This window comes from Actinoplanes derwentensis (genome assembly GCF_900104725.1).
GTDB classification, from domain to species: domain Bacteria; phylum Actinomycetota; class Actinomycetes; order Mycobacteriales; family Micromonosporaceae; genus Actinoplanes; species Actinoplanes derwentensis.
In genome coordinates this window covers 3,458,355-3,481,949 of the sequence record NZ_LT629758.1, presented here as the reverse complement: position 1 = coordinate 3,481,949, position 23,595 = coordinate 3,458,355, and the positions used below count along the sequence as shown (strand labels likewise).

24 protein-coding genes are annotated in these 23,595 nt (G+C 69.6%); 18 read left to right on the top strand and 6 right to left on the bottom strand.

The annotated features are described in order from the left end of the window. Positions 1–114 precede the first annotated feature (114 nt). The 5 genes from BLU81_RS15320 to BLU81_RS15300 all read left to right on the top strand — a co-directional run bounded on the left by BLU81_RS15320 (position 115) and on the right by BLU81_RS15300 (position 3,355). A complete protein-coding gene (locus BLU81_RS15320; RefSeq protein WP_092545290.1) occupies positions 115–804 on the top strand; it encodes a response regulator transcription factor in 690 nt (229 codons plus the stop codon). Next, on the top strand, positions 801–2,147 hold the full coding sequence (locus BLU81_RS15315; protein WP_092545289.1) for a sensor histidine kinase: 1,347 nt from the start codon (positions 801–803) through the stop codon (positions 2,145–2,147). The genes BLU81_RS15320 and BLU81_RS15315 overlap by 4 nt, the downstream gene beginning before the upstream one ends. Continuing rightward, positions 2,144–2,713, top strand: coding sequence for a GerMN domain-containing protein (locus tag BLU81_RS15310; protein ID WP_092545288.1), 570 nt, complete (start codon positions 2,144–2,146; stop codon positions 2,711–2,713). The genes BLU81_RS15315 and BLU81_RS15310 overlap by 4 nt, the downstream gene beginning before the upstream one ends. 109 nt (positions 2,714–2,822) lie before the next feature. Beyond that, positions 2,823–3,086: a DUF3040 domain-containing protein gene (locus tag BLU81_RS15305; protein ID WP_092545287.1), complete on the top strand. Its 264-nt coding sequence runs from the start codon at positions 2,823–2,825 to the stop codon at positions 3,084–3,086. A gap of 38 nt (positions 3,087–3,124) precedes the next feature. Continuing rightward, a complete protein-coding gene (locus BLU81_RS15300) occupies positions 3,125–3,355 on the top strand; it encodes a hypothetical protein (RefSeq protein ID WP_231954560.1) in 231 nt (76 codons plus the stop codon). A gap of 25 nt (positions 3,356–3,380) precedes the next feature. On the opposite strand, the gene BLU81_RS15295 is transcribed toward BLU81_RS15300, so the two are convergent. Further along, entirely contained in the window at positions 3,381–3,968 is a 588-nt protein-coding gene (locus tag BLU81_RS15295; protein WP_092545286.1) for a hypothetical protein, read from the bottom strand. Between the two features lie 136 nt (positions 3,969–4,104). Here BLU81_RS15295 and BLU81_RS15290 point away from each other — a divergent pair, with 136 nt between their 5' ends. The 6 genes from BLU81_RS15290 (at position 4,105) to BLU81_RS15265 (ending at position 12,412) form a co-directional block, all read left to right on the top strand. Beyond that, the gene (locus BLU81_RS15290; protein WP_231954558.1) at positions 4,105–5,115 is read left to right on the top strand and encodes a LacI family DNA-binding transcriptional regulator; all 1,011 of its coding nucleotides are present in this window, start codon (positions 4,105–4,107) and stop codon (positions 5,113–5,115) included. Between the two features lie 123 nt (positions 5,116–5,238). Next, positions 5,239–7,383: a carbohydrate-binding protein gene (locus tag BLU81_RS15285; RefSeq protein WP_092545284.1), complete on the top strand. Its 2,145-nt coding sequence runs from the start codon at positions 5,239–5,241 to the stop codon at positions 7,381–7,383. Between the two features lie 40 nt (positions 7,384–7,423). Then, positions 7,424–9,442: a glycoside hydrolase family 36 protein gene (locus tag BLU81_RS15280; protein WP_092545283.1), complete on the top strand. Its 2,019-nt coding sequence runs from the start codon at positions 7,424–7,426 to the stop codon at positions 9,440–9,442. Between the two features lie 11 nt (positions 9,443–9,453). Next, complete coding sequence (locus BLU81_RS15275; protein WP_092545282.1) at positions 9,454–10,758, top strand: ABC transporter substrate-binding protein; 1,305 nt, start codon at positions 9,454–9,456, stop codon at positions 10,756–10,758. Further along, entirely contained in the window at positions 10,755–11,603 is an 849-nt protein-coding gene (locus BLU81_RS15270; RefSeq protein WP_197686231.1) for a carbohydrate ABC transporter permease, read from the top strand. The genes BLU81_RS15275 and BLU81_RS15270 overlap by 4 nt, the downstream gene beginning before the upstream one ends. Continuing rightward, positions 11,600–12,412 (top strand): carbohydrate ABC transporter permease, encoded by an 813-nt coding sequence (locus tag BLU81_RS15265; protein ID WP_092545281.1) that lies wholly within the window; start codon positions 11,600–11,602, stop codon positions 12,410–12,412. Before BLU81_RS15270 ends, BLU81_RS15265 begins: the two co-directional genes overlap by 4 nt. Here BLU81_RS15265 and BLU81_RS15260 read toward each other — a convergent pair. Beyond that, positions 12,319–12,939, bottom strand: a complete 621-nt coding sequence (locus BLU81_RS15260; protein WP_157751592.1) for an NAD(P)-binding protein — start codon at positions 12,937–12,939, stop codon at positions 12,319–12,321. The two genes, BLU81_RS15265 and BLU81_RS15260, sit on opposite strands and share 94 nt — an antisense overlap. 31 nt (positions 12,940–12,970) lie before the next feature. Here BLU81_RS15260 and BLU81_RS15255 point away from each other — a divergent pair, with 31 nt between their 5' ends. Then, positions 12,971–13,432: an NUDIX hydrolase gene (locus BLU81_RS15255; protein WP_092545279.1), complete on the top strand. Its 462-nt coding sequence runs from the start codon at positions 12,971–12,973 to the stop codon at positions 13,430–13,432. A gap of 95 nt (positions 13,433–13,527) precedes the next feature. Next, positions 13,528–14,637 (top strand): sensor histidine kinase, encoded by a 1,110-nt coding sequence (locus BLU81_RS15250; protein WP_092545278.1) that lies wholly within the window; start codon positions 13,528–13,530, stop codon positions 14,635–14,637. 33 nt (positions 14,638–14,670) lie between these two features. Here BLU81_RS15250 and BLU81_RS15245 read toward each other — a convergent pair whose 3' ends face one another. Continuing rightward, entirely contained in the window at positions 14,671–15,324 is a 654-nt protein-coding gene (locus tag BLU81_RS15245; protein WP_092545277.1) for a DUF402 domain-containing protein, read from the bottom strand. Positions 15,325–15,400: 76 nt separating this feature from the next. Between BLU81_RS15245 and BLU81_RS15240 the strand changes: the two genes are divergently transcribed. The 4 genes from BLU81_RS15240 (at position 15,401) to BLU81_RS48295 (ending at position 19,946) form a co-directional block, all read left to right on the top strand. Beyond that, entirely contained in the window at positions 15,401–15,676 is a 276-nt protein-coding gene (locus BLU81_RS15240; RefSeq protein ID WP_092545276.1) for a hypothetical protein, read from the top strand. Further along, the gene (locus tag BLU81_RS15235) at positions 15,673–15,996 is read left to right on the top strand and encodes a hypothetical protein (protein WP_092545275.1); all 324 of its coding nucleotides are present in this window, start codon (positions 15,673–15,675) and stop codon (positions 15,994–15,996) included. The genes BLU81_RS15240 and BLU81_RS15235 overlap by 4 nt, the downstream gene beginning before the upstream one ends. 37 nt (positions 15,997–16,033) lie before the next feature. After that, positions 16,034–16,324 carry a hypothetical protein gene (locus tag BLU81_RS15230; RefSeq protein ID WP_092545274.1) on the top strand — a complete coding sequence of 97 codons (291 nt, stop codon included), beginning with the start codon at positions 16,034–16,036 and terminating at the stop codon, positions 16,322–16,324. Between the two features lie 121 nt (positions 16,325–16,445). Further along, a complete protein-coding gene (locus BLU81_RS48295; RefSeq protein ID WP_197686230.1) occupies positions 16,446–19,946 on the top strand; it encodes a DUF4132 domain-containing protein in 3,501 nt (1,166 codons plus the stop codon). A gap of 101 nt (positions 19,947–20,047) precedes the next feature. On the opposite strand, the gene BLU81_RS15220 is transcribed toward BLU81_RS48295, so the two are convergent. The 3 genes from BLU81_RS15220 to BLU81_RS15210 are packed head-to-tail and all read right to left on the bottom strand — an operon-like array spanning position 20,048 to position 22,832. Continuing rightward, complete coding sequence (locus tag BLU81_RS15220; protein WP_092545273.1) at positions 20,048–20,854, bottom strand: hypothetical protein; 807 nt, start codon at positions 20,852–20,854, stop codon at positions 20,048–20,050. Between the two features lie 34 nt (positions 20,855–20,888). After that, entirely contained in the window at positions 20,889–22,115 is a 1,227-nt protein-coding gene (locus tag BLU81_RS15215) for an MFS transporter (protein WP_092545272.1), read from the bottom strand. A 45-nt stretch (positions 22,116–22,160) separates the two neighbouring features. Then, the gene (locus tag BLU81_RS15210) at positions 22,161–22,832 is read right to left on the bottom strand and encodes a DNA alkylation repair protein (protein WP_231954556.1); all 672 of its coding nucleotides are present in this window, start codon (positions 22,830–22,832) and stop codon (positions 22,161–22,163) included. A gap of 36 nt (positions 22,833–22,868) precedes the next feature. On the opposite strand from BLU81_RS15210, the gene BLU81_RS15205 reads away from it, so the two are divergent. Next, positions 22,869–23,555 carry a response regulator transcription factor gene (locus tag BLU81_RS15205; protein WP_092545271.1) on the top strand — a complete coding sequence of 229 codons (687 nt, stop codon included), beginning with the start codon at positions 22,869–22,871 and terminating at the stop codon, positions 23,553–23,555. Positions 23,556–23,595: the final 40 nt, after the last annotated feature.

The following is a 23,595-nucleotide window of genomic DNA, read 5'->3' as shown; positions in this document are numbered from 1 at the left end:
GACTGCCCGCCGTGCTCTGCGAACCGTTCCCGCACCCATGACAATCGCGTGACAAACGGCTCTACGGCCGGTTCCGCCCGATCCGCACCCCGCTGACGGGACAATCATGGGGTCATGAGTGCCGTACTGCTGATCGAGGACGACGACCGGATCCGCCTGTCCCTGGCCATGGCCCTGGAGGACGAGGGGTACACCGCCCATGCCGTCGCCACCGCCGAGGAGGGGCTGGCGGCGCAGCGCACTCTCCGGGCGGACACGGTTCTCATCGACCTGATGCTGCCCGGCATGGACGGCTACGAGTGCATCCGGCAGATGCGCCGCGACGACGACGTGCCGATCGTGGTGGTCAGCGCCCGCGACGACACCCACGACATCGTGGCGGCCCTCGAAGCGGGCGCCGACGACTACGTGGTCAAACCGATCGCGGTGAAGGAGCTGGCGGCCCGCCTGCGCGCCCTGCGGCGCCGGGCCCGGGCGGTCGCCACCCCACCGGCGCCCCCGACCACGTCGGTGCTGACCTTCGGCGAACTGGAGGTCCGCCCGGAGGCCGGGGAGGTTCGGCTGCGCGGCGCACCGGTGGCCGTCACCCGCACCGAGTTCCGGCTGGTCTGCGAACTCGCCGACCACCCGGGCCTGGTGCTGTCCCGGCAGCAGTTGCTGCAGCGGGTGTGGGGGCACGAGTTCGGTGACGAACGGGTGGTGGACGTGCACGTGGGCCGGCTGCGCCAGAAGATCGAGGACGAGACCGGCAATCCGCGGCACCTGGTGACGGTCCGCGGACTGGGCTACAAACTCCAGCCGTGAAACCGATCGGCCTGCGGGCCCGGGTCAGCGCGGCGTTCGCCCTGGGCGCGCTGATCCTGTCCGCGTGCGTGAGCCTGGTGTCGTACGAGTCGACCCGCAACACCCTGTTCGGTGAGCGGGAACGAGCCGCGGTCCGGGCCACCTACTACGACGCCGCCGTGGTGAACGCGGGCATCACCGGCGCCGACCCCAACATCCTCGAGGTGCTGCGCGCGCTGGACACCGGCTCCGACCGGTACGTGCTGGTCTATCTCGACGGACAGTGGCACTCACGCAGTGCCGACCCGGCCGCCGACATCGCCGTACCCCAAGGTCTGCAGGAGATGACAGCCGGCGGTGAGCCGGGCGCACAACGCATCCGCCGCGACGGCGGCCCGGCCTTGATCGTGGGTATCCCACTGGTCGGCGGCGCGGTCTTCTACGAGATCTTCTCGATGGGCGAGCTGCAGCGCACCCTGCAGACCCTGGCGCTGGTCCTGACCGCCGTCGCCATCATGGTCGCGGCCGCCGGGGCAGCGGTCGGCTGGTACGTCACCCGGCACGCCCTGCATCCGCTGACCGCCGTCGCCGAAGCGGCCCGGGGGATAGCCGGCGGCGACCTGACCACCCGCCTCGACCCGGACACCGAACCCGACCTGGCCCCGCTGTCGGCCGCCTTCAACGACATGGCCGACCAGCTCAGCAGACGCCTGGAACGCGACCGCCGGTTCGCCGCCGACGTCAGCCACGAACTGCGCTCGCCGTTGCAGACCCTGGAAGCCGCCGCCAGCGTGCTGCACAAGCGCCGCGACACCCTGGATGACCGTTCGGCCGCCGCGATCAGCCTGGTAACCGCCGAGATCGCCCGATTCCAGGCCCTCGTCAACGACCTGCTCGAACTGGCCCGCAGCGACCGCCCGGCCCACCGCGAACAGGTGGACGTGCCGGAACTGGCCCAGCGGGTCTGCCGTTCCCGGAACCTGCCCGCCGACCTGGTCGAGGTGACCGCCGACGCGCCGCAGTGGTGGCACGTCGACCGGCGGCGGGTGGAACAGGCACTGGGCAACCTGATCGACAACGCGAACCGCTACGGCGGCGGGCCGGTCACCGTCCGGGTCGGCGCCGGTTACCTGGAAGTCGACGACGAGGGGCCGGGTGTGGCCGAGAAGAACCGGGTCACCATCTTCGACCGGTTCGTGCGCGGTCCGGCGGCCAACTTCCGCGGCGGCACCGACGGCACCGGACTCGGTCTGGCGATCGTGGCCGGGCACGCCGCCGCACACGGTGGCGACGCCAGCGTCTCCGAGCGCCCGGGTGGCGGCGCGCGGTTCCGTTTCACCCTCCCCGGATTCGAGACCTCATGATCGTACGGCGGATCGCAGTCGTTCTTCCTGCTCTGTTCGTGTTGTCCGGGTGCGGTGTGCCGGTTCAGGACGAACCGCATCCGATCACCCTGCCGCGCCGGCCCCTCAACGTCACGTCTTCGGCGGCGGCCTCCACCGACCCGGTCGGCGAGGTGGCCCAGGTGCTCTGCCTGATCCGGGACAGCCGCCTGGTCCAGACGGTCCGGCGGGCCGACGCGGTCCCCACCCCGCAGCGGCAGCTCGACCTGCTGGCGGCCGGCCCGAACCTGCCCGAACAGCAGCAGGGCCTGACCACCGCGCTGGCCACCACCACGCTGACGGTGACTCTGCCGCCGGGCAGCACCACCGCCGCCGTGGAGGTTACCGAGACGGATGAGGGCGCCGGCCGCAGCGACGAGGTGCTCGCCTACGGCCAGATCGTCTGCACGCTCACGTCCCGCGCCGACATCGCCGGGGTCACCTTCCAGCGGGAGGGCCGTTCGCTGCAGGTTCCGCGTGGTGACGGCACGTTGTCGGGCAGCCCGTTGCGCGCGGCCGACTATCGTTCGTTGATAGGGCCGCTCTGAGGATGTCCTCGGACCGGCCGGATGTGACGAGAGTGTCATGGGGGAGTGCCCCACGTTCGGGGTATACCTCGTAGGACGGGGTTCGCGCACCGATAGGTGGTGAGGGAAGTTGTCCACCAGAGACACACGCCGGGAGTTCGAGGAGATCATCGGCCGCCTTGCGGCTGAGGATCCAGGCATCGCCCGGCCGGTCCGGATGATCACGCGCCGGGTGCAGATCATCATTCTGGCGGTGATCGGCGCGCTGGTGTGGGCCGGCCTGTCGGTCCTGATGGTGGTCTGGGGCGCTGCCGGAGTGGCGGTGACCTGCGCTGCCGTGCTGGTCACGGTCGGCTTGGGGGTGTGGTTCACGCGACGCCGCGACCGGGCTTGACCGTTTGTGGCCATCCGGGGTGGGGTAGTGCGATCGTCATGACTCCGATCTCCATGACCCCGGTCTTCATGACGACGATGGATACCCCCGTCGACCCGGACCGCTACCCGCCGCTGGATCCCGGCGCGCCGATTCCGGACGATCCGGGCGAACTGTCGCCGGACAGCCCGGACCCGCTGCCGCCGCCTCCGGTGGAGCCGATCCCGGTCGAGCCGGTGCCCGCCGAGCCCGTCCCGGACGAGGCACCGCCGGTCCCCGAACCGGCGTGACGCTGCCCTGCGGCCGTTTTCAGCTTCAGGTGGTCGCCGACGGGTTGACGCGGGCCGTCACCGTCAGGGTCTTCGACTCGGTGCCCTCGGGGCCGGCGACCGCAAGCGTGTAGGTGTGGGTCTGCTCGCCGCCCGGGTCCCCGCCACACGGGAAGTTGATCGTGGCGGTGTCCTCGGCGGCGTAGGTGGCGTAGACGCCGGGCCCGTCGACGGACAGGGTGGTCTGCTTCGCTCCCGTGACCGTCCACCCGAGGACGACCGGCTGCCCGTCGAGTCGCGCCTGATCGGTTCCGGACGGGCAGGTCGGCTTCTGCGTCACGTGATACGTGACGATGACCGGACCTCGTACGCTCGCTGTTCTCGTGGTCTTCGGCTGCCGGGCGGAGGAGACCGGTTTACCGGATGCCGGCTCGGCCGCCATGGACGCGGGAATCGAAGCGCCGGGCCCCGGAAGCGGGACTTCGGAGACCTCACGCGGGGACACGCCATCGGCCCCGCGTTGGGCACCGGTGGCGGAATCGCGGGCCCGGGACAGAGACAGCCCGGCCGCCACCCCCAGGATCACCATGGCGATCAGTACGGTGACGAACCATCGGACTTTTGGAGCCGGCACAGCGTCCTCCCAGGTGGGGCCGGATTTCGCGGCAGTCTATGAAGGATCTCGGCACTGCCGGGCAAGCTGAAGGCGCGCGTGGCACGAAGCCGGTACCCGGCGCCGGTGATCCTGCGGCCCTGCTATAGGTAGTCGAGTGGACAACAGTGAGGGCCGGCCGCAGATCCGGGATGTCGCGGCGGCGGCCGGAGTCTCCTATCAGACCGTGTCGCGGGTGCTGAACAACTCACCGCGAGTGCGGCCGGAGACCCGCCAGCAGGTGCTCGACGCGATGAAGCTGTTGCGGTACAGCCCTAACCGGGCGGCGCAGACCCTCGGTTCGGGGCGGGCTAACGCGGTCACCGTGGTCACGTCGAACACGACCCTGTACGGGTACGCGGGAGTCCTCCAGGGTGTCGAGGAGGCCGGCCGGCAGTTGGGCCTGGCGGTGGGTGTGCGGGTGGTGGAGTCGGAGAATCCCGCCGACGTGCGGCAGGCCGTGGACCACCTCAGCGACCCGAGCGCCGGAAGTGTGGTGGTGGTGGCGTTCGACCCGGCGGGTGCGGCGGTGTTGCGGGCGCTGCCGTCGAAGGTGCCGGTGGTGGCCGCGACCGAGGCGGGCGGGTTGCCGGGCAGTGACCGGTCGATGCTGTTCCTGGACGAGCGGGCGGCGGCGGCCGAGGCGACCCGGCATCTGCTCGATCTGGGGCACCGAACCGTGCATCACGTGGCGATCCCGTCGGAGGCGCGGGCGAGTGCCCGGCAGAGTGGCTGGCGGGAGGCGCTGTCCGCGGCGGGCCGGGAGGTTCCGGCGATAGTGGCAGCGGGCTGGGACGTGGGTTCGGCCTTCGCCGCGACTGCCGAGTTGACCAGGGATCCGCTGGTCACGGCGATCCTCTGTGGCAACGACGACACGGCTCTGGCGGTGCGGCGGGCGCTGTACGAGGCGGGCCGTGACGTGCCGGGCGAGGTGAGCATCGTGGGCTTCGACGATGTGCCGTCCGCGGCTTTCTGGACGCCGGCTCTGACCACGGTGCGGATGGATTTCCTGGGGCTGGGCCGGGCGTGTGTGGCCGAGCTGGCCGGGGTGCCGGTGACCCGTCCGCAGGTGCCGCATCTGGTGGTGCGGGAATCGACGGCCGCACCGGCTGCCGGTGCGGCGAAGTAACAAAAACGTAACACACCCTTTCCGTTCACCGGTGTGACCGGTCACACTGGTCCTGTCCTCAACGCGTGTGACCGGTCACATGGACAGGCGTCAAAATCCCCCTCCCTCGAAACGAGGAGCGCCATGAGACGAAAGCTCGCCATCGCGGTGGTAGCCACCACGACCGCCTCCCTGCTGACCGCGCCGCCGGCCAGTGCCGCACCCTCCCAGATCTCGTTCGACCTGGCCACCAGCACCGGAGCGCTGCGCTACGGCGCCACCGGCTTCCTGTACGGCCTCGGCGACGAGGGCATCCCCAACGAGACCATGCTCGCAGCGCTCAAACCCCAGGTCACCGCGCAGAAAGCGCCGGACGGGCTGCAGCACCCGAACGGTGACGCGCTACGGATCGCGCCGATGTTCAAACGCGCCGGCGGACGCGACATCCAGATCTACATGCAGGACGTCTACCAGCAGTGGCCGTACGAGAACCTCGGTATCGCCGACTACCTGACCAAGGTCGACATTCAGGCCCGGAAGGTCGTTGCCGACCCGTACCGCAGCTCCTATGTCTATGTGCCTTTCAACGAACCCGATCAGATCTGGTACGCGGGCAACCTGAGTGGTCTGCTCGCCGACTGGAAGACCGTCTACCAGCGGATCCGCTCGATCGACCCGAGCGCCCGGATCGCCGGGCCCGGCTTCGCCGCCTACCGGTCGGCCGACCTGCGGACCTTCCTGACGTACGCCCGCGACAACGGCGTCCTGCCGGACGTGATGGCCTGGCACGAACTCGGCGACGACTTCTACAGCAGCTGGCAGCAGCACTACGACGACTACCGGGCGATCGAGACGAGCCTCGGCATCAGCGCCCGGCCGATCAGCATCAACGAGTACGGCCGCTCCTCCGGTGACCTGGGCGTGCCCGGCAACCTGGTGCAGTTCGTGGCCAAGTTCGAGAACAGCAAGGTCGACGGCTGCCTCGCCTACTGGACCACCGCCGGCGGGCTCAACGACCTGGTCACCCGCAACAACCAGGCGACCGGCGCGTGGTGGCTCTACAAGTGGTACGGCGACCTGACCGGCAACACTGTCGCCGTCACCCCACCGTCGTCCGGCGGCTCGCTGCAAGGGCTCGCGGCGGTCGACGCCACCAAGAAACAGGCCCGGATCATCCTCGGCGGCAACAACCCGGCCTCCGGTACGTACGACACCAACGTCCAGGTCAAAGGCATTCCCAGCTACCTCGGTACGACCGTGCACGCGACCGTCTGGGGTGTCGACGGCTCCGGTCTCAACCCGTCCACCGGACCGTACGTGGTGACCGAAGGTGACTTCACCGCCAGCAGCGGTCAGGTGACGATTCCGCTGACCGGGCTCAAGGGCACGTCGGCATACCACGTGGTCCTGACCCCGAACACCGACCGGTCCACGGCTCTGAGCAGCCGTCACGAGGCCGAATACGCGGTACTCGGCGGCACCGCGAAGATCACTTACGGCACCGGCACCGGCTACTCCGGGACCTACTTCACCGAGGGGTACGGCGGCAGCACCACCGCCTCCACGAAGTTCGTCGTCACGGCGCCCGCCGACGGCTACTACAACCTGAGCCTGCGATACAGCGCCGGCCCCTACACCGGGGCACCGGCCAACCGGTCGATCCGGCTGCGGGTCAACGGCTCCAACCTGACCGACGTGGCCCTGCCCGGCACCGCCGACTGGAACACCTGGAACACCGTCACCACCAAGGTGTACCTGCCGGCCGGCGTCAACCGGATCGAGTACAACGCCTACGCCACCGACGACCGGGACGCCGTCAACCTCGACTACCTGGACCTCACCGCCACCACCGGGACGGTCACCGCGTACGAGAGCGAGAGCTCGGCCAACACCCGCGGCGGCACCGCGGTCGTGACCGCCGACAGCGCCGCATCCGGTGGCAACTACGTCGGGTGGATCGGCGCTGGAGCGGCCAACACGCTGCGCTTCAACGGGGTGAACGCGCCCGCGGCCGGCCGGTACCGGCTGGTCGTCAGGTACGCGAACGCCGAGGTCGTCGGCGAACACCAGTACAACAACAACATCGTGGACCGGTACGCCGAGATCAGCGTCAACGGCGGGGCGGTGAAGAAGCACTACTTCCGCAACACGCTCGCCTGGACCACCTACTACACCACGACCGTCGACGTGGACCTGGCGGCCGGCGCCAACACGATCACGTTCGGCAACCCCTCATCGGGCTACGCGCCGAACATCGACCGCATCCAGATCGCCGCCGTCCTCGGCTGATCCCGCCTACCGCGTCGATCTCGCTCAGCAAGGAGTCAGTGTGAGCTTGGCCTGGGGACCGTTCGTCCTCGAAACACCCGTCGACGGACCGGTCAGCCTGCGTCTCGGCGCGGGGGCGGCACAACCGCTGGTAGAAGTGCTGACCGCCGGGTCCGGGCGGGGGCACGTCTCCGCCCGGTTCTCCGAGACGACAATCGGCCGTCAGCTACGGCTAGCCGTAGCTGAGGACTGTTTTGAGGTGTTGCACGTTCGCCTGCGTGACGACGTGAGCGGACTGACCGCCGACGTCGAGCTTCGTTCGGCGGACCGGTCGACCGGTCTCCAGGCCACCACCACGATCACCAATGACGGCCCCGAGCAGATCCTGCTGCTCGGGGTCACCATCCTCGCGATCGGCCTGGGCCGGGTCGACGACCTGGACCTGATCTCCGGCGACAGCGAGTGGCTGGGTGAGGGCCGATGGACACGCCGGAGGTTGCGGGACGTCGTGCCGGACCTGAACCTGCGCGCCCACGGCCAGGACGGCCGCGGCCGATACGCCGTGACCAGTAACGGAACCTGGTCGACCGGCGCACACCAGCCGACCGGTGTCCTCGTCGACCGGGTGACCGGCGATGCCGTGGCCTGGCAGGTGGAGAACAACGGGCCGTGGCGGTGGGAGACCGGCGAGCGCCTCGACGGCGCCTACCTGTCCCTGCTCGGGCCGACCGACATCGATCACCAGTGGCAGCGGTCGCTGCTGCCGGGGGAGTCCTTCACCACGGTGCCCGCCTCGATCGGTTTCGGGTCGGGGCTGGACGGTGCGGCCGCCGCGCTCACCGCGCAGCGGCGGGCTCTACGGCGGCCTCATCCGGATGCGGCGGCGTTGCCGGTGATCTTCAACGACTACATGAACACGCTGATGGGCGACCCGACCACGGCGAAACTGCTGCCGCTGATCGACGCGGCGGCGGCGGCCGGAGCCGAGGTGTTCTGCATCGACGCCGGCTGGTACGACAACGACACCAACTGGTGGGACAGCGTGGGCGAGTGGCAGCCGTCCACCACCCGGTTCCCCGGCGGGCTGGGCGAGGTCGTCGACCAGATTCGATCACTCGGCATGGTTCCGGGCCTGTGGCTGGAGCCCGAGGTGATCGGCGTCCGCAGCCCGATGGCCGGCAAACTGCCCGCCGAGGCGTTCCTGCAGCGGGGCGGCGTGCGGCTGATCGAACACGGTCGCTACCACCTCGACCTGCGCCATCCGGCGGCCGTGGCACACCTCGACGAGGTGGTGGACCGCCTCGTCGAACAGTTCGGTGTCGGCTATTTCAAACTCGACTACAACATCGATCCGGGTACGGGTACCGACCTGGCCGTGGCCAGCCCCGGCGCCGGACTGCTCGACCACAACCGGGCTCACCTGGACTGGCTCGACCGGCTGTTCGAGCGGCACCCGGGGCTGATCCTGGAGAACTGTGCCTCCGGCGGGATGCGCGCCGACTACGCCTTGCTCAGCCGGATGCAGCTCCAGTCGACAAGCGACCAGCAGGACTTCACGAAGTACCCGCCGATCGCCGTCTCGGCACCCCTTGCGATCCTGCCGGAACAGGCCGCCAGCTGGGCCTATCCGCAGCCGGAGATGAGCGACGAGGAGATCGCCTTCACGATGTGCACGGGCCTGCTCGGGCGCCTGTATCTCTCCGGGCGGCTGGACACGATGTCGCCCGGACAGTTCGGTTCCGTGCGTGACGGGGTCGAGGTCTTCCGTTCGATTCGGGGCGACCTGGCGACCGCGGTGCCGGTGTGGCCGCTCGGGCTGCCCGGCTGGGACGACACCTGGCTCGCGCTCGGACTCCGCACCGGGGACACCCTCTACCTGGGGATCTGGCGGCGCGCGGGGGCCCCCGACTCGGTCGAACTGGACCTGGACGTGTCAACAGCCGACATCGACGTGCTGTATCCGCGGCAGCTGCCTGAATGGGCGTACCAGATCAATGGCGAAACCGGCTCGCTGACCGTGACCACCACCGCCTCCTCCGCACCGCACGCCGCGCGGATCCTCCGGATCCGCACCTCCTGATAAGGATCGCCATGAAACGCTGGATAGCACTGGGCGCGGCCCTCACCCTGGGCCTCACCGCCTGTTCCGACCCCTCCGCCTCCGACAGCGGCACCGGTACGGGTGCCGTGACCTGGGCCGATCCGGTCGCCGAACTGGACGGCGTCAAGCTCACCATCTGGGCCGCGCAGAACAGCAACACCGTCCCGAAAGCGGTCGTCGCCGGATTCCAGCAGGCCACCGGCGCGACTGTCGAGATCGTCACGGTGCCCGACCCGTACGAGCAGAGTGTGCAGACCAAGGTCGCCACCGGTGATAAGCCGGACCTGGCGTTCTGGCAGCCCACCGCCTCGATGCTGACCGCGATCAACGCCAAGTCCAACCTGCAGCCGCTGACCGGCGCGCCGTGGTTGTCCTCGCTGGATCCGGCGCTGAAGGACATCACCGGGCTGCTCGACGACACCCGGTACGCGGCGCTGATCACCAGCCCGGCCGTCGAGGGGGTGTACTACAACAAGGAGGTCTTCGCTGCCCAGGGCATCACCGCGACGCCGAAGAACTTCGACGAGATGGTCACCGTCGCGCGGACGCTGAAGACCAAGGGGGTCACGCCGTTCTACGAGATGGGCGCCGACCGCTGGGCCACCCAATGGTGGGTGCAGGTGCAACTCGCCGACGCCGCCAAGGCCGGGCTGTGGGACCGGATCAATTCCGGTCAGGCGAAGTTCACCGACCCGGACGTGGTCAAGACCATCGCGACCTACGACTCGCTGATCAAGGAGGGGCTGTTCAACAGCGACATCAAGACCGCGAAATTCGAGGATCAGGGTACGGCTCTGCTGGACGGTAAAGCGGCAATGGCGGTGCAGGTTAACTCGTTCTTCGGACAGCTCCAGGCCAAGTCCGACACCGCCACACTGAACACGAAGATCGGCTTCTTCCCGATCTCGCCGTCCGGCAACGTCGGCACGTTCATCCCCGACCAGTCCAACGCCCTCGTCGCGTTCAAGACCGGCGACACCAAGCGCGAGGCGGCCGCCCGTCAGCTGCTCGCCTACTGGATGGGCCCGGGTTACCAGGGCTTCGTCACCGACCGCAACACCATCTCGCTGCAGCCCGCGGTCGCCAGCCCTGCCGGCGTACCCCAGGCGCTCCTGGACGTCCATGCCTCTCTGCCGACCGCGGTCGGATCCATGCAGGCCCTGGCCGTCGCCAACCCCGACCTCTACATCAACCTGGCCGACATGATCGCCGGAACGATGACTCCGGAACAGGTAGCCAAGGCCACCCAGGATCAGTTCGAACAGCTCGCGAAGGCCGCCGGTTACTTGAAGTGACGACTCTGGTTACGGGTGCGCCGGGGACCATCAACCGGCGCACCCACCCCCTCTGGTTCCTGGCTCCGGCGTACGGGCTGCTGCTCGTCTTCTTCTTCCTGCCGACCGTCTTCAACTTCATCTATGCGTTCACTGACTGGTCCGGTTTCAAAGCCGCGATCAACCCGGTCGGTTTCGAGAACTTCAGCCAGCTGACCTCGGACGGCACCCTGTTCCGGGCATTGCGGATCACCCTCGTTTACGCGGTTCTCGTCGCTGTCTTTCAGAACCTGTTCGGTTTCCTGCTGGCCGTGCTGCTGGAACGCGACACGGTCGTCAACCGGATCGCCCGCACGTTCTTCCTGATCCCGGTGCTGATGTCGGCGCTCGCCGTCGGCTACATCTTCCAGGCGCTGTTCAAAGGCACCACGCTGCTGGCCGACACCACCTGGACGATCGTGGTGGTCGCGCTGATCCACGCCTGGAAGTGGATGGGGCTGTCCATGCTGATCTACCTGGCCGGCCTGAAGACGATCTCGCTCGACGTGACCGAGGCCGCGAGCATCGACGGGGCGTCCCGCTGGACGGCTTTCTGGAGGATCCGGGTGCCGCTGCTGGCACCGGCCGTCACGTTCAACGTCGCGACCGCGCTGCTCGGTTCGATGAACGGTTTCGACATCGTGCAGGCCACCACCGGCGGTGGCCCCGCCCGGACCACCGAGATCCTGAACATCTTCATCTACCGGACCTTCGGCCAGGGACTGTTCGCGCAGGCCACCACCATGAGCCTGATGCTGTTCCTGCTGGTGGCGCTGATGGCGTTCCCGGTCATCTACGTGCTCCGCAAGAGGGAGGAGGTGCTGTGACCCGCCGCTTGCAACCTTTCGTCGCGCTTTTTCTGGTCGCGGCCGTCATCGGGGTGCCGCTGTGGCTGGTGGTCGCCACCGCCGGAAAGTCCCAGGGCGAGGCCGTCGACCCCGACCTGTCACCGCCGTCCACCTGGCACCTGTGGGAGAACCTGCGTCAGGTGTGGGTCGACGCGGACATTCCGGCGGCGTTGTTCGGCAGCCTGCTGATCGTGGTGCCGACCGTGGCGGTCGTGCTGATCCTGGGTTCGATGGCGGCGTGGGTGCTGGCCCGGCGCACATCCCGGCTGACCGCGGTCCTCTACGCCCTCGGCATCAGCGGCATCATCCTGCCCCCGGCCGTCGTCACCGTCGTCCTGCTGCTGCGCCAGCTGGGCCTGGCCGGAACCGTGACCGGCATGATCGGCGTCTACGTCGGCATCTACCTGTCCACGGTGATCTTCTTCGTCACCGGTTTCGTCCGCACCATCCCGCCGTCGCTGGAGGAGGCCGCCCAGATCGACGGCGCCGGCCCGGTCGCGGTCTTCCGTCGCGTGGTCCTGCCACTGCTCCGCCCGGTGCTGGCAACAGCGACGATCCTCATTTGCTTGTACGTGTGGAACGACGTGTTCTACGCCTTCTTCGTCATCGGCGGCCGCGTCGACACCCTGCCGCTGAACCTGTTCCAGGTGGCGAGCGCCGGCTTGTACCTGAACAACTGGCACTTGATCTTCGCCTACGTACTCCTGATGAGCCTCCCGCTGATCGTCACGTTCGCGATAGCCCAGCGCCGAATCATCTCCGGCATCACCAGCGGCGCCGTGAAGTGACGGCGGTCGTGACGAGCTGGCCCGACCGGCTCCTCACCGGTCGCTGACGGCGTCGGAGCCGTGAATCCACGCGACCATCTCCGGGTGCTGGAGCCGTCAGCGAACAGCATCTGCACGCCGTCGGTGGTCTCCCGGATGCCGGTGCAGCGGTGGTTCAGGTGCACCAGGCTGTCGAAGGCGGACCGCAGCACCCGGTGGAAGTCGGCCCGGTGGATGCCGAGGAACGGGCCGCCGAACCGCTGCTCGTACCAGTCGCCCATCGGATGCTGGTAATCGACGGCACCGGTCCGCCAGTGGTGGAAACAGATGCGGGCCAGGTTGCTGGAGACCGCACGGACCGGCCCGCCCAGCCCCAGAGCGTCGAGGACCCGCATGCCGTTGGCACCGAGCGACACCCCGGCGCCGATCTCGGACAGGGAGCCGGCCTGCTCGTACACACGAACGGAAAGGCCCTTGGCCCGAAGGGCTATCGCCGCTGCCAGTCCACCGATCCCGGACCCGATCACCGCTATCTCACCGGCGGTCATCAATGCAATGTAGAGCAGATAGGGTCGCGGGGTGAGTCGGCGACTGGCCGCGTACGCGGTGTGTATCCAGGACGAGCGGGTGCTGATCACCCGGTTCAAAGGCGGGCACTGGACCCTGCCCGGTGGTGGTGTCGAGCCGGGGGAGGATCCGTTCGACGCGGTGACCCGGGAGGTCTCCGAGGAGACCGGTTACGAAGCGGTGGTGGAGCGGCTTCTCGGCGTCGATTCGCGGGTCGTCCCGGAGGCGGAACGGCTGGGGCCCGGGGTCGGCGACCATCAGAACGTCGGAGTCTTCTACCAGGTTCGGATCGTCGGCGGCGCGTTGCGGGGCGAGCTGAACGGGGACACCACCGAACCGGCCTGGATCCCGGTCGCGGAGGTTCCCGGCCGGCCCCGGTCGTCGCTGGTCGATATCGGTCTGGCGCTGGCCCGGGAGCTTCCGGTGACCGGGCACGTCGATGCGGTTCGGGTCGGGGGCCTGCTCAAACACTGACGCTATATGCTCAGAAAACTGTGCAAAACGGCCCGCTTCGACTGCTGGGAACCGGGCCGCGAGCTGCGGCCCGGCAAGCTGGTGTCCTCCTCGCCGTGGCGGGGCTACTGGCGCTGCTCGGCATTCTCAACGACCCGGGAGGTTCCGGCCGGTTGCTCGTCGTCGCCCTCTGTGACGCCGCGCTGGCCCTGGTCACGCTGCTCGTGCCGTGGGAGCGGCTGCACCCGCACTCGCCGGCCGTGGCGGGACTCGGCGCGTTCGCCGTGCTCGGGCTCTCCACCTGGTCGTTCGGTGGGGTCGCGACCGGGACCGGGCCGTTCCTGGTGCTGCTGTACGCCTGGTCCGCCCTGCACTTCCCGCGCTGGATCCTCGGCGCCTACGCGTTGCCGGCCACGGTCGCCTACCTGGTACCGCTGATCATCACCGACCAGCCGCCGATCATCCTCGGCAGCGCGTTCATCCTGCTGCCGGCCGCGCTCGCCGTCGCGTTCCTGATCGAGGCCCAGGCTCGCCACCTGCGCGACGACCGGCTCCGGCTGGCCCGGATCGAGCAGTGGCGGACCGCGATGATCAACACCTTGGCCCATGACGTACGGGCACCGCTGAGCACCGTACGCGTGGTGCTCGAAGAACTGCGCGAGACCGCCACCGGCCAGAGCGCCCGCATGCTGGACGCCGGCCTGCGCCAGACCGCCCGCATCGCCCGCCTCGCCGACGGCCTGCTCGACGTGCACCGCATCGACAGTTCCGGCGAACTCAAACTCGACCGCGCCCACCATCCGGCACATGCCCTGGTCGAAGACGCTTTATCGTACGTTCGCGACGACGTCGACGTGCGTGCCGACGTCGGTGAGGACATCACCCTCTACGTCGACAAACAGCGTTTCGAACAGATCCTGTTGAACCTGATCACCAACGCCCTGCGGTACGGGAAAGCACCGGTGATCGTCAGTGTGGTCCGGGACGGGGCGTTCGACCGGCTCGAAGTCCGCGACCACGGTCCCGGCATCCCGGAGACCCTGCGCCCGCGCCTGTTCAGCCAGTTCGCCGCCGAGGGCGCGCAGGGGGTCGGGCTCGGGCTCTGGATCGTCCGCCAGTTCGCCGCCGCCCACGGCGGGCAGGCCTCCGCCGAGGCCCGCGACCCCGGAGTCGCGATGGTCGTCACCTTTCCGGTGGCCGACCCCATCCCGCCCGCCGGAACCTGAGACCGCCGGAACCGTGCCGAACCCCGGCGGGGGTCAGGCGGGCCGCCCCCGGTCCCAGCCGGGTGGTAGGTCGCCCGGTGTCGCCGGCCAGGACGGGTCCGGGGTGAAGTCGCACCAGGTGCCGTCGAACGGGAACGCGCCCGCCTCGACCAGCGCCACGATCTCCTTGCCGGCCCGGCGCACCCGGTCCTCGTCGTCGACCCAGTAGGAGTCCGGCATCGCCAGCCGGTCGGCGAACTCCTCCTCGTCCTTCCACCGCCACGTGCGGTCCGGATCGATCACCACGTCGAGATCCCAGTCGGTGGTGTCGACCCCGGCCAGGTCGCCGTCCCGCCAGGTCACCGACGGCGCTTCGAGATTGCCGTACCACCGGTAGAAATGTCCCTCCGGGGTGAAGAACCAGCGAATCGAGTAGTCGCGCCCGCGCGGCACCCAGGTCAGCGCCCCGTGACCGATCGTGTGCGGCGCGGGCACCCGCTCCGACGACGACCACTCCGGGAGCGGCGTCGCGGTGATGCCCCGCCCGTCCGGCATGTTGAAATGCCAGCCCCGGGTGCCGGCCGCCACCCACAGCACCACCGCGTCACCGCGGTCCTCGACCACTCGCTGCGGAACCACCATCCCCAGCCGGTCCCGCTGCCAATGTCGCAGGTAGACGACCTCACCCCGCACGAACGTTTCCGGCATGCGGTCAGGCTATCGGTTCGCCGGATTTGCCGGTACGGGGTTGGACGGCGTCTGACGAACGTCTTACGCTGGCGAAGTGGGGTATGAATGGCTGACGGAGGCGCTGGCCCGGCTGCGCGACATCGAATCGCAGGAGGTCACCCAGGTGCTCTCGGCGCAGCGGCGACTGCCGTTGGCCGCGGAGAGCGCCGGTGTGCACTTCCTGACGATCAGTGGGCGCACCGGGGACGGCCGGCCGCTCGTGGTGGCCGTTCGGCTGCTCGGCGGGCATCGGCAGCAGATCATCGGCGCCCGTGAGATGACCCCGGAGGAACTGGTGCGGTTCAAGACCTGGGAGGCGGACGAATCATGAGCGTTCAATACAACGACGATCAGATCTCGGCGGCGGCGGCGGCGTTCGCGGCCGGGGACGTCACCTACCACGAGTCGGTTCCGGTGCAGGCCCCGCCGGTGCCGGATGCCGAGCCGATGGTGCCGCTCGGCATCCGGGTGCCGCCGATGCTGGCCCAGCGGATCAGGGCCGCCGCCGACCAGGCCGGAGTGCCGTACTCGCAGCTGGTCCGGGAATGGATCGAACTGGGCCTCACCGAGATGGCCGGCGATCTGACCGTGTCGGTGTCGGTGCTGCGCCGGGCGATAGCGCATGCGGCCCAGACCGGTCACGCCGCTTGACCAACGACAAGACCCACTTGCCGGTACGCATGGCGGCGTGACGATTCGACTATGTGTGCTGTTGTGGGCGCGGCCGGGCCAGGAGCAGGCTCTGGAGGCGTACGAGAACGCGGTGTTGACCTTGCTCGCCGACCATGACGGGCGGCTGCTGCAACGCGCCCGCACGCTTCCCGGCGCCGCCGACGCCGCACCGGCCGAGATCCAGCTGATCGAATTCGGCGGCCAGGCCGGTTACGACGGGTTCCTGGCCGACGAACGCCGGACGGCGATGACGGCGCGGAGAGACGCGGCCGTCGCCCGGACCGAGATCTATCCGGTGGCGCTCTGACCTCGTACCGTCGTCGGCGGTCCTCAGGTTTTGTCGTACCCGGGCGATAGCGTGCGTGGCACCTCGGCGATCGACGACGGTCGCCGGGGGTGATGTCGGCATGCGTGGGTGAGGGCTGGAAATGCAGCGGTTCGAGGTTGTCGACGAGGCCACGTTGGTGGTCCCGCCGGTCTGGCTGAAACAGCGGACGCCACGGCGGGGCAGTGTGGGGGTCAAGCCGTTCGTCCCCGATCCGGAGGCCCGCGCGCTGGTCCAGCGGCTTCTGGCCGGCACGGACCCCGGCGAGGTGACCGGGATGCTGGACGCCGGCACCACCGAGGAAGCGGTTCGGGTCGCCGCGCTGGCCTGGCGGCACGACAGCCGGGACGCGCCGCCGCTCGGGGCGGCCGCGATCGCCATGCTGCTGGCCAGTGGCCAGATGGCTCACTCCGAGGACATGGTGAGGTTCGCCGACCTGTGGATCAGTGAGCGTGACCTGGCGTTCGCCGCGGTGGCCGCGGTGGAGCTGATGTCGCTGGTGGTCCTCGACGACACCGCCCCACCACACCATCGGTACTGGGCCAGCGCCACGCGCGGGGTGCGCCACCTGAAGCCCGGTGAGTCGAGTCCACCCGGACGGTCCGACGCCCCGTTCCGGATCCTGCTGCGGGTCCGGGCCGCGCTGGCCGCGGCGCCCGAGGAGGAGTTCGAGCAGGTGCAGGCCGCGCTGGAGCCGTTCCGGTCCGGGCTGCCGGAGACCCGGGTGGCCTGTTCGGTACTGGTGCCGCGAGCCGACTGGGTGGAGCCCGACGTGGCGGCGGCGGTCGCCGGTGCCGACGCGGTCCGGGCCGGCATGCTGATCTACGCCGCGGGCACGGGCGAACAGGCCGAGGCGCTGGCCGGGCTGACCAACCACTGGAGTCTGCTGCGCCGGCACGGTGCGGTGTATTCGCTGGTCGACGGGCTGGGTGCGGCGGCCGCACCGGCGATGTTCCGGTGGTACGACCGGGACGTCAGCCTCCTCGGGGTGGCTGTCGAGCGCTGGTTGCTGTCGGTGCTGGCCACGCTGCCCGGTGATGAGGTGATGCGCGGTCTGGTCGAGCGGATCACCGTCCGCAACGTGAGACCGGCGCTGCTGGACGCGGCCACCCGTTTCCCGTCCCGTGCGATGCGGATCCTGGCCGAGCACGGCGGCGAACGGGCTGTCGCCGAGCTGCTGCACACCCATGTGCTGGGCCACCTCGACCTGGTCGAGCAGGTCCGGCCCGGACTGAGTCCGGCGGCTGCCGCCCGGATCGAGGCCATCGTGAGTGCTGCCGCCACGGTGGTGGCGGCGCCGGTGTCGGCGCTGCCGGGTGTTCTCGCCGAACCGCCGTGGCAGCGTCGCGCCAAGACCGGCAAACCCCCGGTGATCACCGGGCTGACCTGCGCGGACGAGCCGTCGGTGAGCTGGCTGCCGGATGAGCGGGAGCAGTGGGCCCGGACTCCGGCGGCCACCGGCCCCTACAGCGGGGCCGACTGGGCGAAACTCGCGGAGCGAATCGTCGACGACCGGGCCCCGTCGGCCCATGCGACGGCGTTGTTCACCCAGGCGCCGGAGGAGATCGTTCGCCCGGTCCTCACCCGGTGGAATCCGCGCTACCTGTGGGATGCCACCGCCGGGCTGCGGCTGACGGGTGTGCGGTTCGGCGCCGACGCGACGCCGGTGCTGTTGACCGCTGCCCGGGTCAATCCGGTGGAGTACGGGCCGTTGCTGATGCCGTTCTCCTCGCCCGAGGTGGCCGTGCAGATGGCGGACTGGCTGGCCCGGCTCAAGGCGGCGCGCCGGATCGCCCTCGCGTGGCTGCTGCGGCATCCGGCGGAGGCGGCTCGGGCGCTGATCCCGGCCGCGCTGGGGAAGGCGGGCACCGAGCGCCGGCAGGCCGAGCGGGCGCTGCTCACTCTGCACGCCAACGGCCATACCGAGCACATTCGGGCCGCCGTTTCGGCTTTCGGCCTTCCGGGCGTCGCGGGTCTCGGAGCCGGAGTCGGCGCAGATCCCCGGGCCGACGCCGGTGTGGATCTTGGAGCTGCAGACGTCGCGGGTCTCCCGGCCGATGACGTTGCGGGGCTTCGGGCTGGAGTCGCCGCCGGGGTTGAGGTGCTGCTGGCGACTGATCCGCTGGCGATGTTGCCGGCACGGATGCCGGTGATTCCGGCCTGGGCGGCTCCCGCGCTGCTGCCACCGGTGCGGTTGCGGGACGGTTCCGGGGTGCTGCCGGCCGACGCCGCCGGCAATCTGGTGACCATTCTGATGATCAGTAAGCCCGGTGATCCGTACGCCGGTGTGGAGATCGTCCGTGACGCTGTCGAACCGGCTGACCTCGCCGAGTTCGGGTGGGCACTGTTTCAGCAGTGGCAGTCGGCGGGAGCCGTCGCCAAGGAGAACTGGGCTCTCGACGCGCTGGGGCTGATCGGTGACGACGATACGGTCCGCCGTCTCGCCCCGCTGATCCTGGCCTGGCCCGGTGAGGGTGGCCATGCCAAGGCGGTCAGCGGGGTGACCGTGCTCGCCGCGATCGGCACCGATGTCGCCCTCATGCACCTGCACCGGATTTCGCAGCGGGCCAGGTTCAAGGGCCTCAAGACGGCGGCCGTCGCCAAGATGGACGAGGTCGCCGACGGTCTCGGGCTCACCAGTGAGCAACTCGCCGACCGGCTGGTCCCCGACTTCGGGCTGGACGCCGACGGCAGCCTGCGGCTCGACTACGGCCCGCGTCGGTTCGTGGTCGGGTTCGACGAGCAGTTGCGGCCGTACGTCACCGACGAGTCCGGGAAACGTCTCAAAACGCTGCCCAAGCCGGGTGTCCGCGACGACACGGAGTTGGCTACCGCCTCCTACCAGCGGTTCGCCGCACTGAAGAAGGACGTACGCACGGTCGCGTCCGAGCAGGTCCGCCGTCTGGAACAGGCGATGGTCACCGGCCGTCGCTGGACCGGCGCCGAGTTCCGGGCACTGTTCGCCGGTCATCCGCTGCTCTGGCACATCGTCCGCCGACTGGTGTGGGCCCGCTTCGACGACGGCGGTGGTGGCGTCGGTGGCACGGTCACGGGTTCGCTGCGGATTGCCGAGGACCGCACCCTGGCTACCGTCGACGACGAACCGGCCACCCTCGGCGACGACGAGATCGTCGGGATCGCGCATTCGCTCCAGCTGGATCCGGTGGCGGCTGCCGGGTGGGCCGAGGTGTTCGCCGACTACGAGATCCTGCAGCCGTTTCCGCAGCTCGGACGGGCCACCTTTACGCTGACCCCGGCGGAGGCGGACGGCGCCAGATTGCGGCGGTTCGAAGGTGTCCAGGTGCCGACGACCAAGCTGCTCGCACTGGAACGGCGCGGCTGGCGACGCGAATCCCCACAGGACGGCGGGGTCCAGTCGGTGATCGAGAAGACGATCGCTCCGGGCCGGGTCGTCGCGATCCACATCGAGCCCGGTGTCTCCGTCGGGGAGGTCACCTACTTCCCCGACCAGAAACTGGAGTCGGTGGTGCTGTACGACGGTGCCGGCAGCTGGTGGCGAGACAAGGGCGAACTCACGCTGAACTCCCTCGACCCGGTGGCCGTCTCCGAGATCATCCGGGACCTGACCGAGGTCACCGCCTGATCCGCACGGGCGGTGGTGGCTCTGCGGCCTCGTCGCGGTGGCGGCTTCCCGAACCTCGCCGTGGTGGTGGCTCGACGGAGGAGCCACCACCACAGCGGGGGTCAGTCGCCGTGTCGGGCCGGTGGGCGGGACGGGGCCGGGAGCAGGCGCAGGCGGGCGCGTAGCAGCTCGGCCGACAGGTGGTAGTCGGGGGATTCCTCGTCGGCCGGGTCGGCTTCGGCGGGTTCGTCGGTGTCCTGGTCGTGGTCGGCGCGGGCGTTCAGGGCGCGTTCGGTCTCCCAGCGGAACGACTCCGGGTCCGGTGACGAGCGGGTGATCACCAGGTCGCGGGCGCCCTCGTTGTTCTGGATCATGTCGATGACCTGGTCCAGGACGGTGCCGGGGAAGAGCAGGATCTCGGTGGCCGAATGGCAGTCACCGTGCACGACGTTGACCGAGAAGCCGTGCGAGCGGCCGGCCCGGGAGAACGTGGCGACCAGTACCGACAGATTTTCGCCGGTGTCGGCGAACCGTAGGAACACCTCGGCCTCCACCGGCTGGCGCAGTTCGGCGGCCCAGCCGGGGGACGGGACCCCGGACCCGGTCAGTCGCGCGGCGGCGTCGGCGGCGGCCGTGCCCTCCTCCAGCGCGGCGACCGCGTGCAGCACAGCGAGCGCCTCCGGGGAGCCGATCTCCTCCAGCGCGGGGATGATGCCGCCGGCCAGCGCTTCGGCGAAGCCTTCACCGGCCTGGTTACCGAGGGCGAGCAGGTTGGCCGCGAACAGTTCGGCCTCGAGGGGGTCCTCGATGCCGAGCAGGGTGGCGCCGCCGTCGATCAGGTCGTCGATCAGTGCGGCCGGGTCCAGTTCGGCGCCGGAGCAGCCGGGGCAGTCGCACGGTTCGGGGGCGGGTGCCACGGTGCGCAGCACCTGCTGTCCACCGGATCGGCGAGACGATTGCTTTCTACGGCCACGGCCTACGGGATTCACCCGGAACATCTTTCTCCACCGCTGTCACGGGTGCCAAAGCGGTGCCCCGAACGGGTCTGGAGAAGATCGCCAGCACCGCGAACGCGACCGCCACCAGCAGCCCGCCGATCAGGTAGTCACCGCGTACCCCACCGTGGGGGAGCAGTGCCCCGCCGAGGGCCGCGCCACCGGCGATACCCAGGTTGAACGCGGACGACAGCATGGCCGACGCCATGTCGGTGGCTCCGGGCGCGATCACCAGGACGCGACTCTGGAACGCGGACGGCACCTGCGGCAGGGCGAAACCCCAGAGCGACACCAGCACGATCACCGCGGCCTGCTGGTGGGCGGCGAGCCAGAGACCCAGCGAGATGACGGCGAGAAGACCCACCGGCAGGAGTACGGACGTGCGAGGCGCCCGATCGGACAGGTAGCCCGCTACTGCCACACCACCGAGCCCGGCCACCCCGTACGCCATCAGAATGAAGCTGACGGACCCGGCGGCGAATCCGGCCACCTCGGTCAGGTAGGGCGTCAGATAGGTGTAGGCGGTGAACACGCCGGTGATCGTGATCGCGACGACGACGAGCAGCAGCCGGAACGATCGCGGGTCGGGTGCCGAACCGACCGCGGCGTGACCCGCGCCGGGCGAACTGGTCGGCAGCAGCAGCGCCACTCCGGCCGTCGCGACCAGGGCGAGCCCGGCGACGGCCAGGAACGCGACCCGCCAGCCGGCCTGCTGGCCGAGCCAGGTGGCGGCCGGCACGCCCAGCACCGGGGCGAGCGACGATCCACCGAACACCGCGGCGACGGCCCGTCCCCGCAGCCGGGGCGCGAACAGGGCGGTGGCGGCGGGCGCGGCGACCGCCCAGAACACCGACTGGGACAGCGCGGTCACCACCCGGCCGCCGAGCAACACCGGATAGCCGCCGCCGGTGACCGTGACCGCGGTGGACACCACGAACACGATCAGCAGCCCGGTGATCAGGTGCCGGCGCGGGACACCGCGGAGCAGCCGGGTCAGCGGCAGCGAGAAGATCGCCACGGTCAGGCCGTAGCCGGTGACCAGCATCCCGACGGCCGACAGCGACACCCCGAGGTCCTCAGCGATGACCGGCAGCAGCCCGACCGGCAGGACCTCCACGGTCAGATAGCAGAACGCCGCCAGCATCAGCGCTCCGAGGGCCGCGACGTTGCGGGCGTTGGTCGGCGTACCGCTCATGGCGTTGATTTTTTGGATCCGTGGACCTCCCAAGCAACCGAATTTCTAGCCTGCCGCCTGACGGCGGACCATTTCCGAGATCCAGATCGGCGCGTACGGGGAAGTACAGCCCGGTGGCGTCGGGTAGTCCTTGAGCACCGCCAGCCGTTCGCCGATGTCCAGCGCCCGCACGCGGTGGCCGTCGTGCGAGATCCCGATCTGGGCCAGGCAGTGGTTCATCGCCCACTGGAGCCGGTCCGGAGCAGCTTTCATCTCCGTCTCGATCGTGTCGAGCAGCCGGTCCAGGTCTAGCCCGTCCGGTCTTTTCGCCACCCGCTCGACGGTCAGTGCCCACCCGGCGCTCGCCACCACCGGATCGGCGTCGGCGAGCCAGGCCACCCGCAGGTCCTCGGCGTGCGGGCTCTTCTTCACCACGTAGTTGACCAGCCAGTCCTGCACCTTGGGTATGCGCGATTCCCGGAGCATGCGATCCAGGTCCGCCCTGGTGAACCCCTTGGGTCGGCAGATCAGCAGCGCCACCAGCCGGGCCGCCGAATCCCCCGTCGCCCAGAGCCGAACCGCCAGCTCCGGCTGGATTCTGAGCCGCTTCGCGAGTGCCCGCAGCGCCCCGAGATTGACCGCGTGATCGTCGCCGTTCCGCTGGTTGATCACGAGTGCCTTCGGGTCCGCGAGCGCCGCCAGCTCCGTCATCACGTCGGCCACCGCAGTGTCAGTCACGGGCCCATTCTGCCTCTTTCCACATACCGCGGGTGGATGACGCGGCGCCGGGCGATCAGCGGCATGCTTGTCGATGTGGTCAAACAGAGTGTGCTGTTGAGCGTCCCGGACGTCGACCTGCGGGAGTCGGTGGCCGTGCGGTTGTCGGCGGCCGGTTACCAGGTCACCCCGGTCGCCACCGGCACTGACGCGATGACGGAACTGCTGGCCCGGCACTACGACCTGATCGTGGTGGACATGGAGATCCCCGATCTCTACGACCTGGCCCGGCACCGGCCGGTGCTCGCCGAGCGGCCACCGATCATCTGCATGACCACGTGCGAGGCCCTGGACACGCTGGTGCCGGAGCTGGGCACCGAGGTCGAGGACTACGTGACGAAACCCTGCCGGATCCCCGAGTTGCTGGCCCGGGTGCGAGTGCAGTTACGGCAGCCGGAGCTGCGGTATCGCGACCTGACCCTGGACGAGGTGGTCTATCAGGCGTGGCGCGGGGAGCGGCAGCTCGACGTGACTCCCGCGGAGTACCGGATGCTGCGTCACCTGCTGGTCAACGCCGGCCGGGTGCTGTCCAAGGAGCAGCTGTCCCGCAGCGTGTGGGGCGAGTCACGCGGGGACAACGCGATCGAGCGGCTAATCTCCCGGCTGCGGCAGAAAGTGGATCTCGCCGGGCCGCCGTTGATCCACACCAAACGCGGTTTCGGGTATCGACTCGGCTCGCTCTAGCGTGTGACCTGAGTCACGTCAGGGTTCTGTCAGGTTCGTG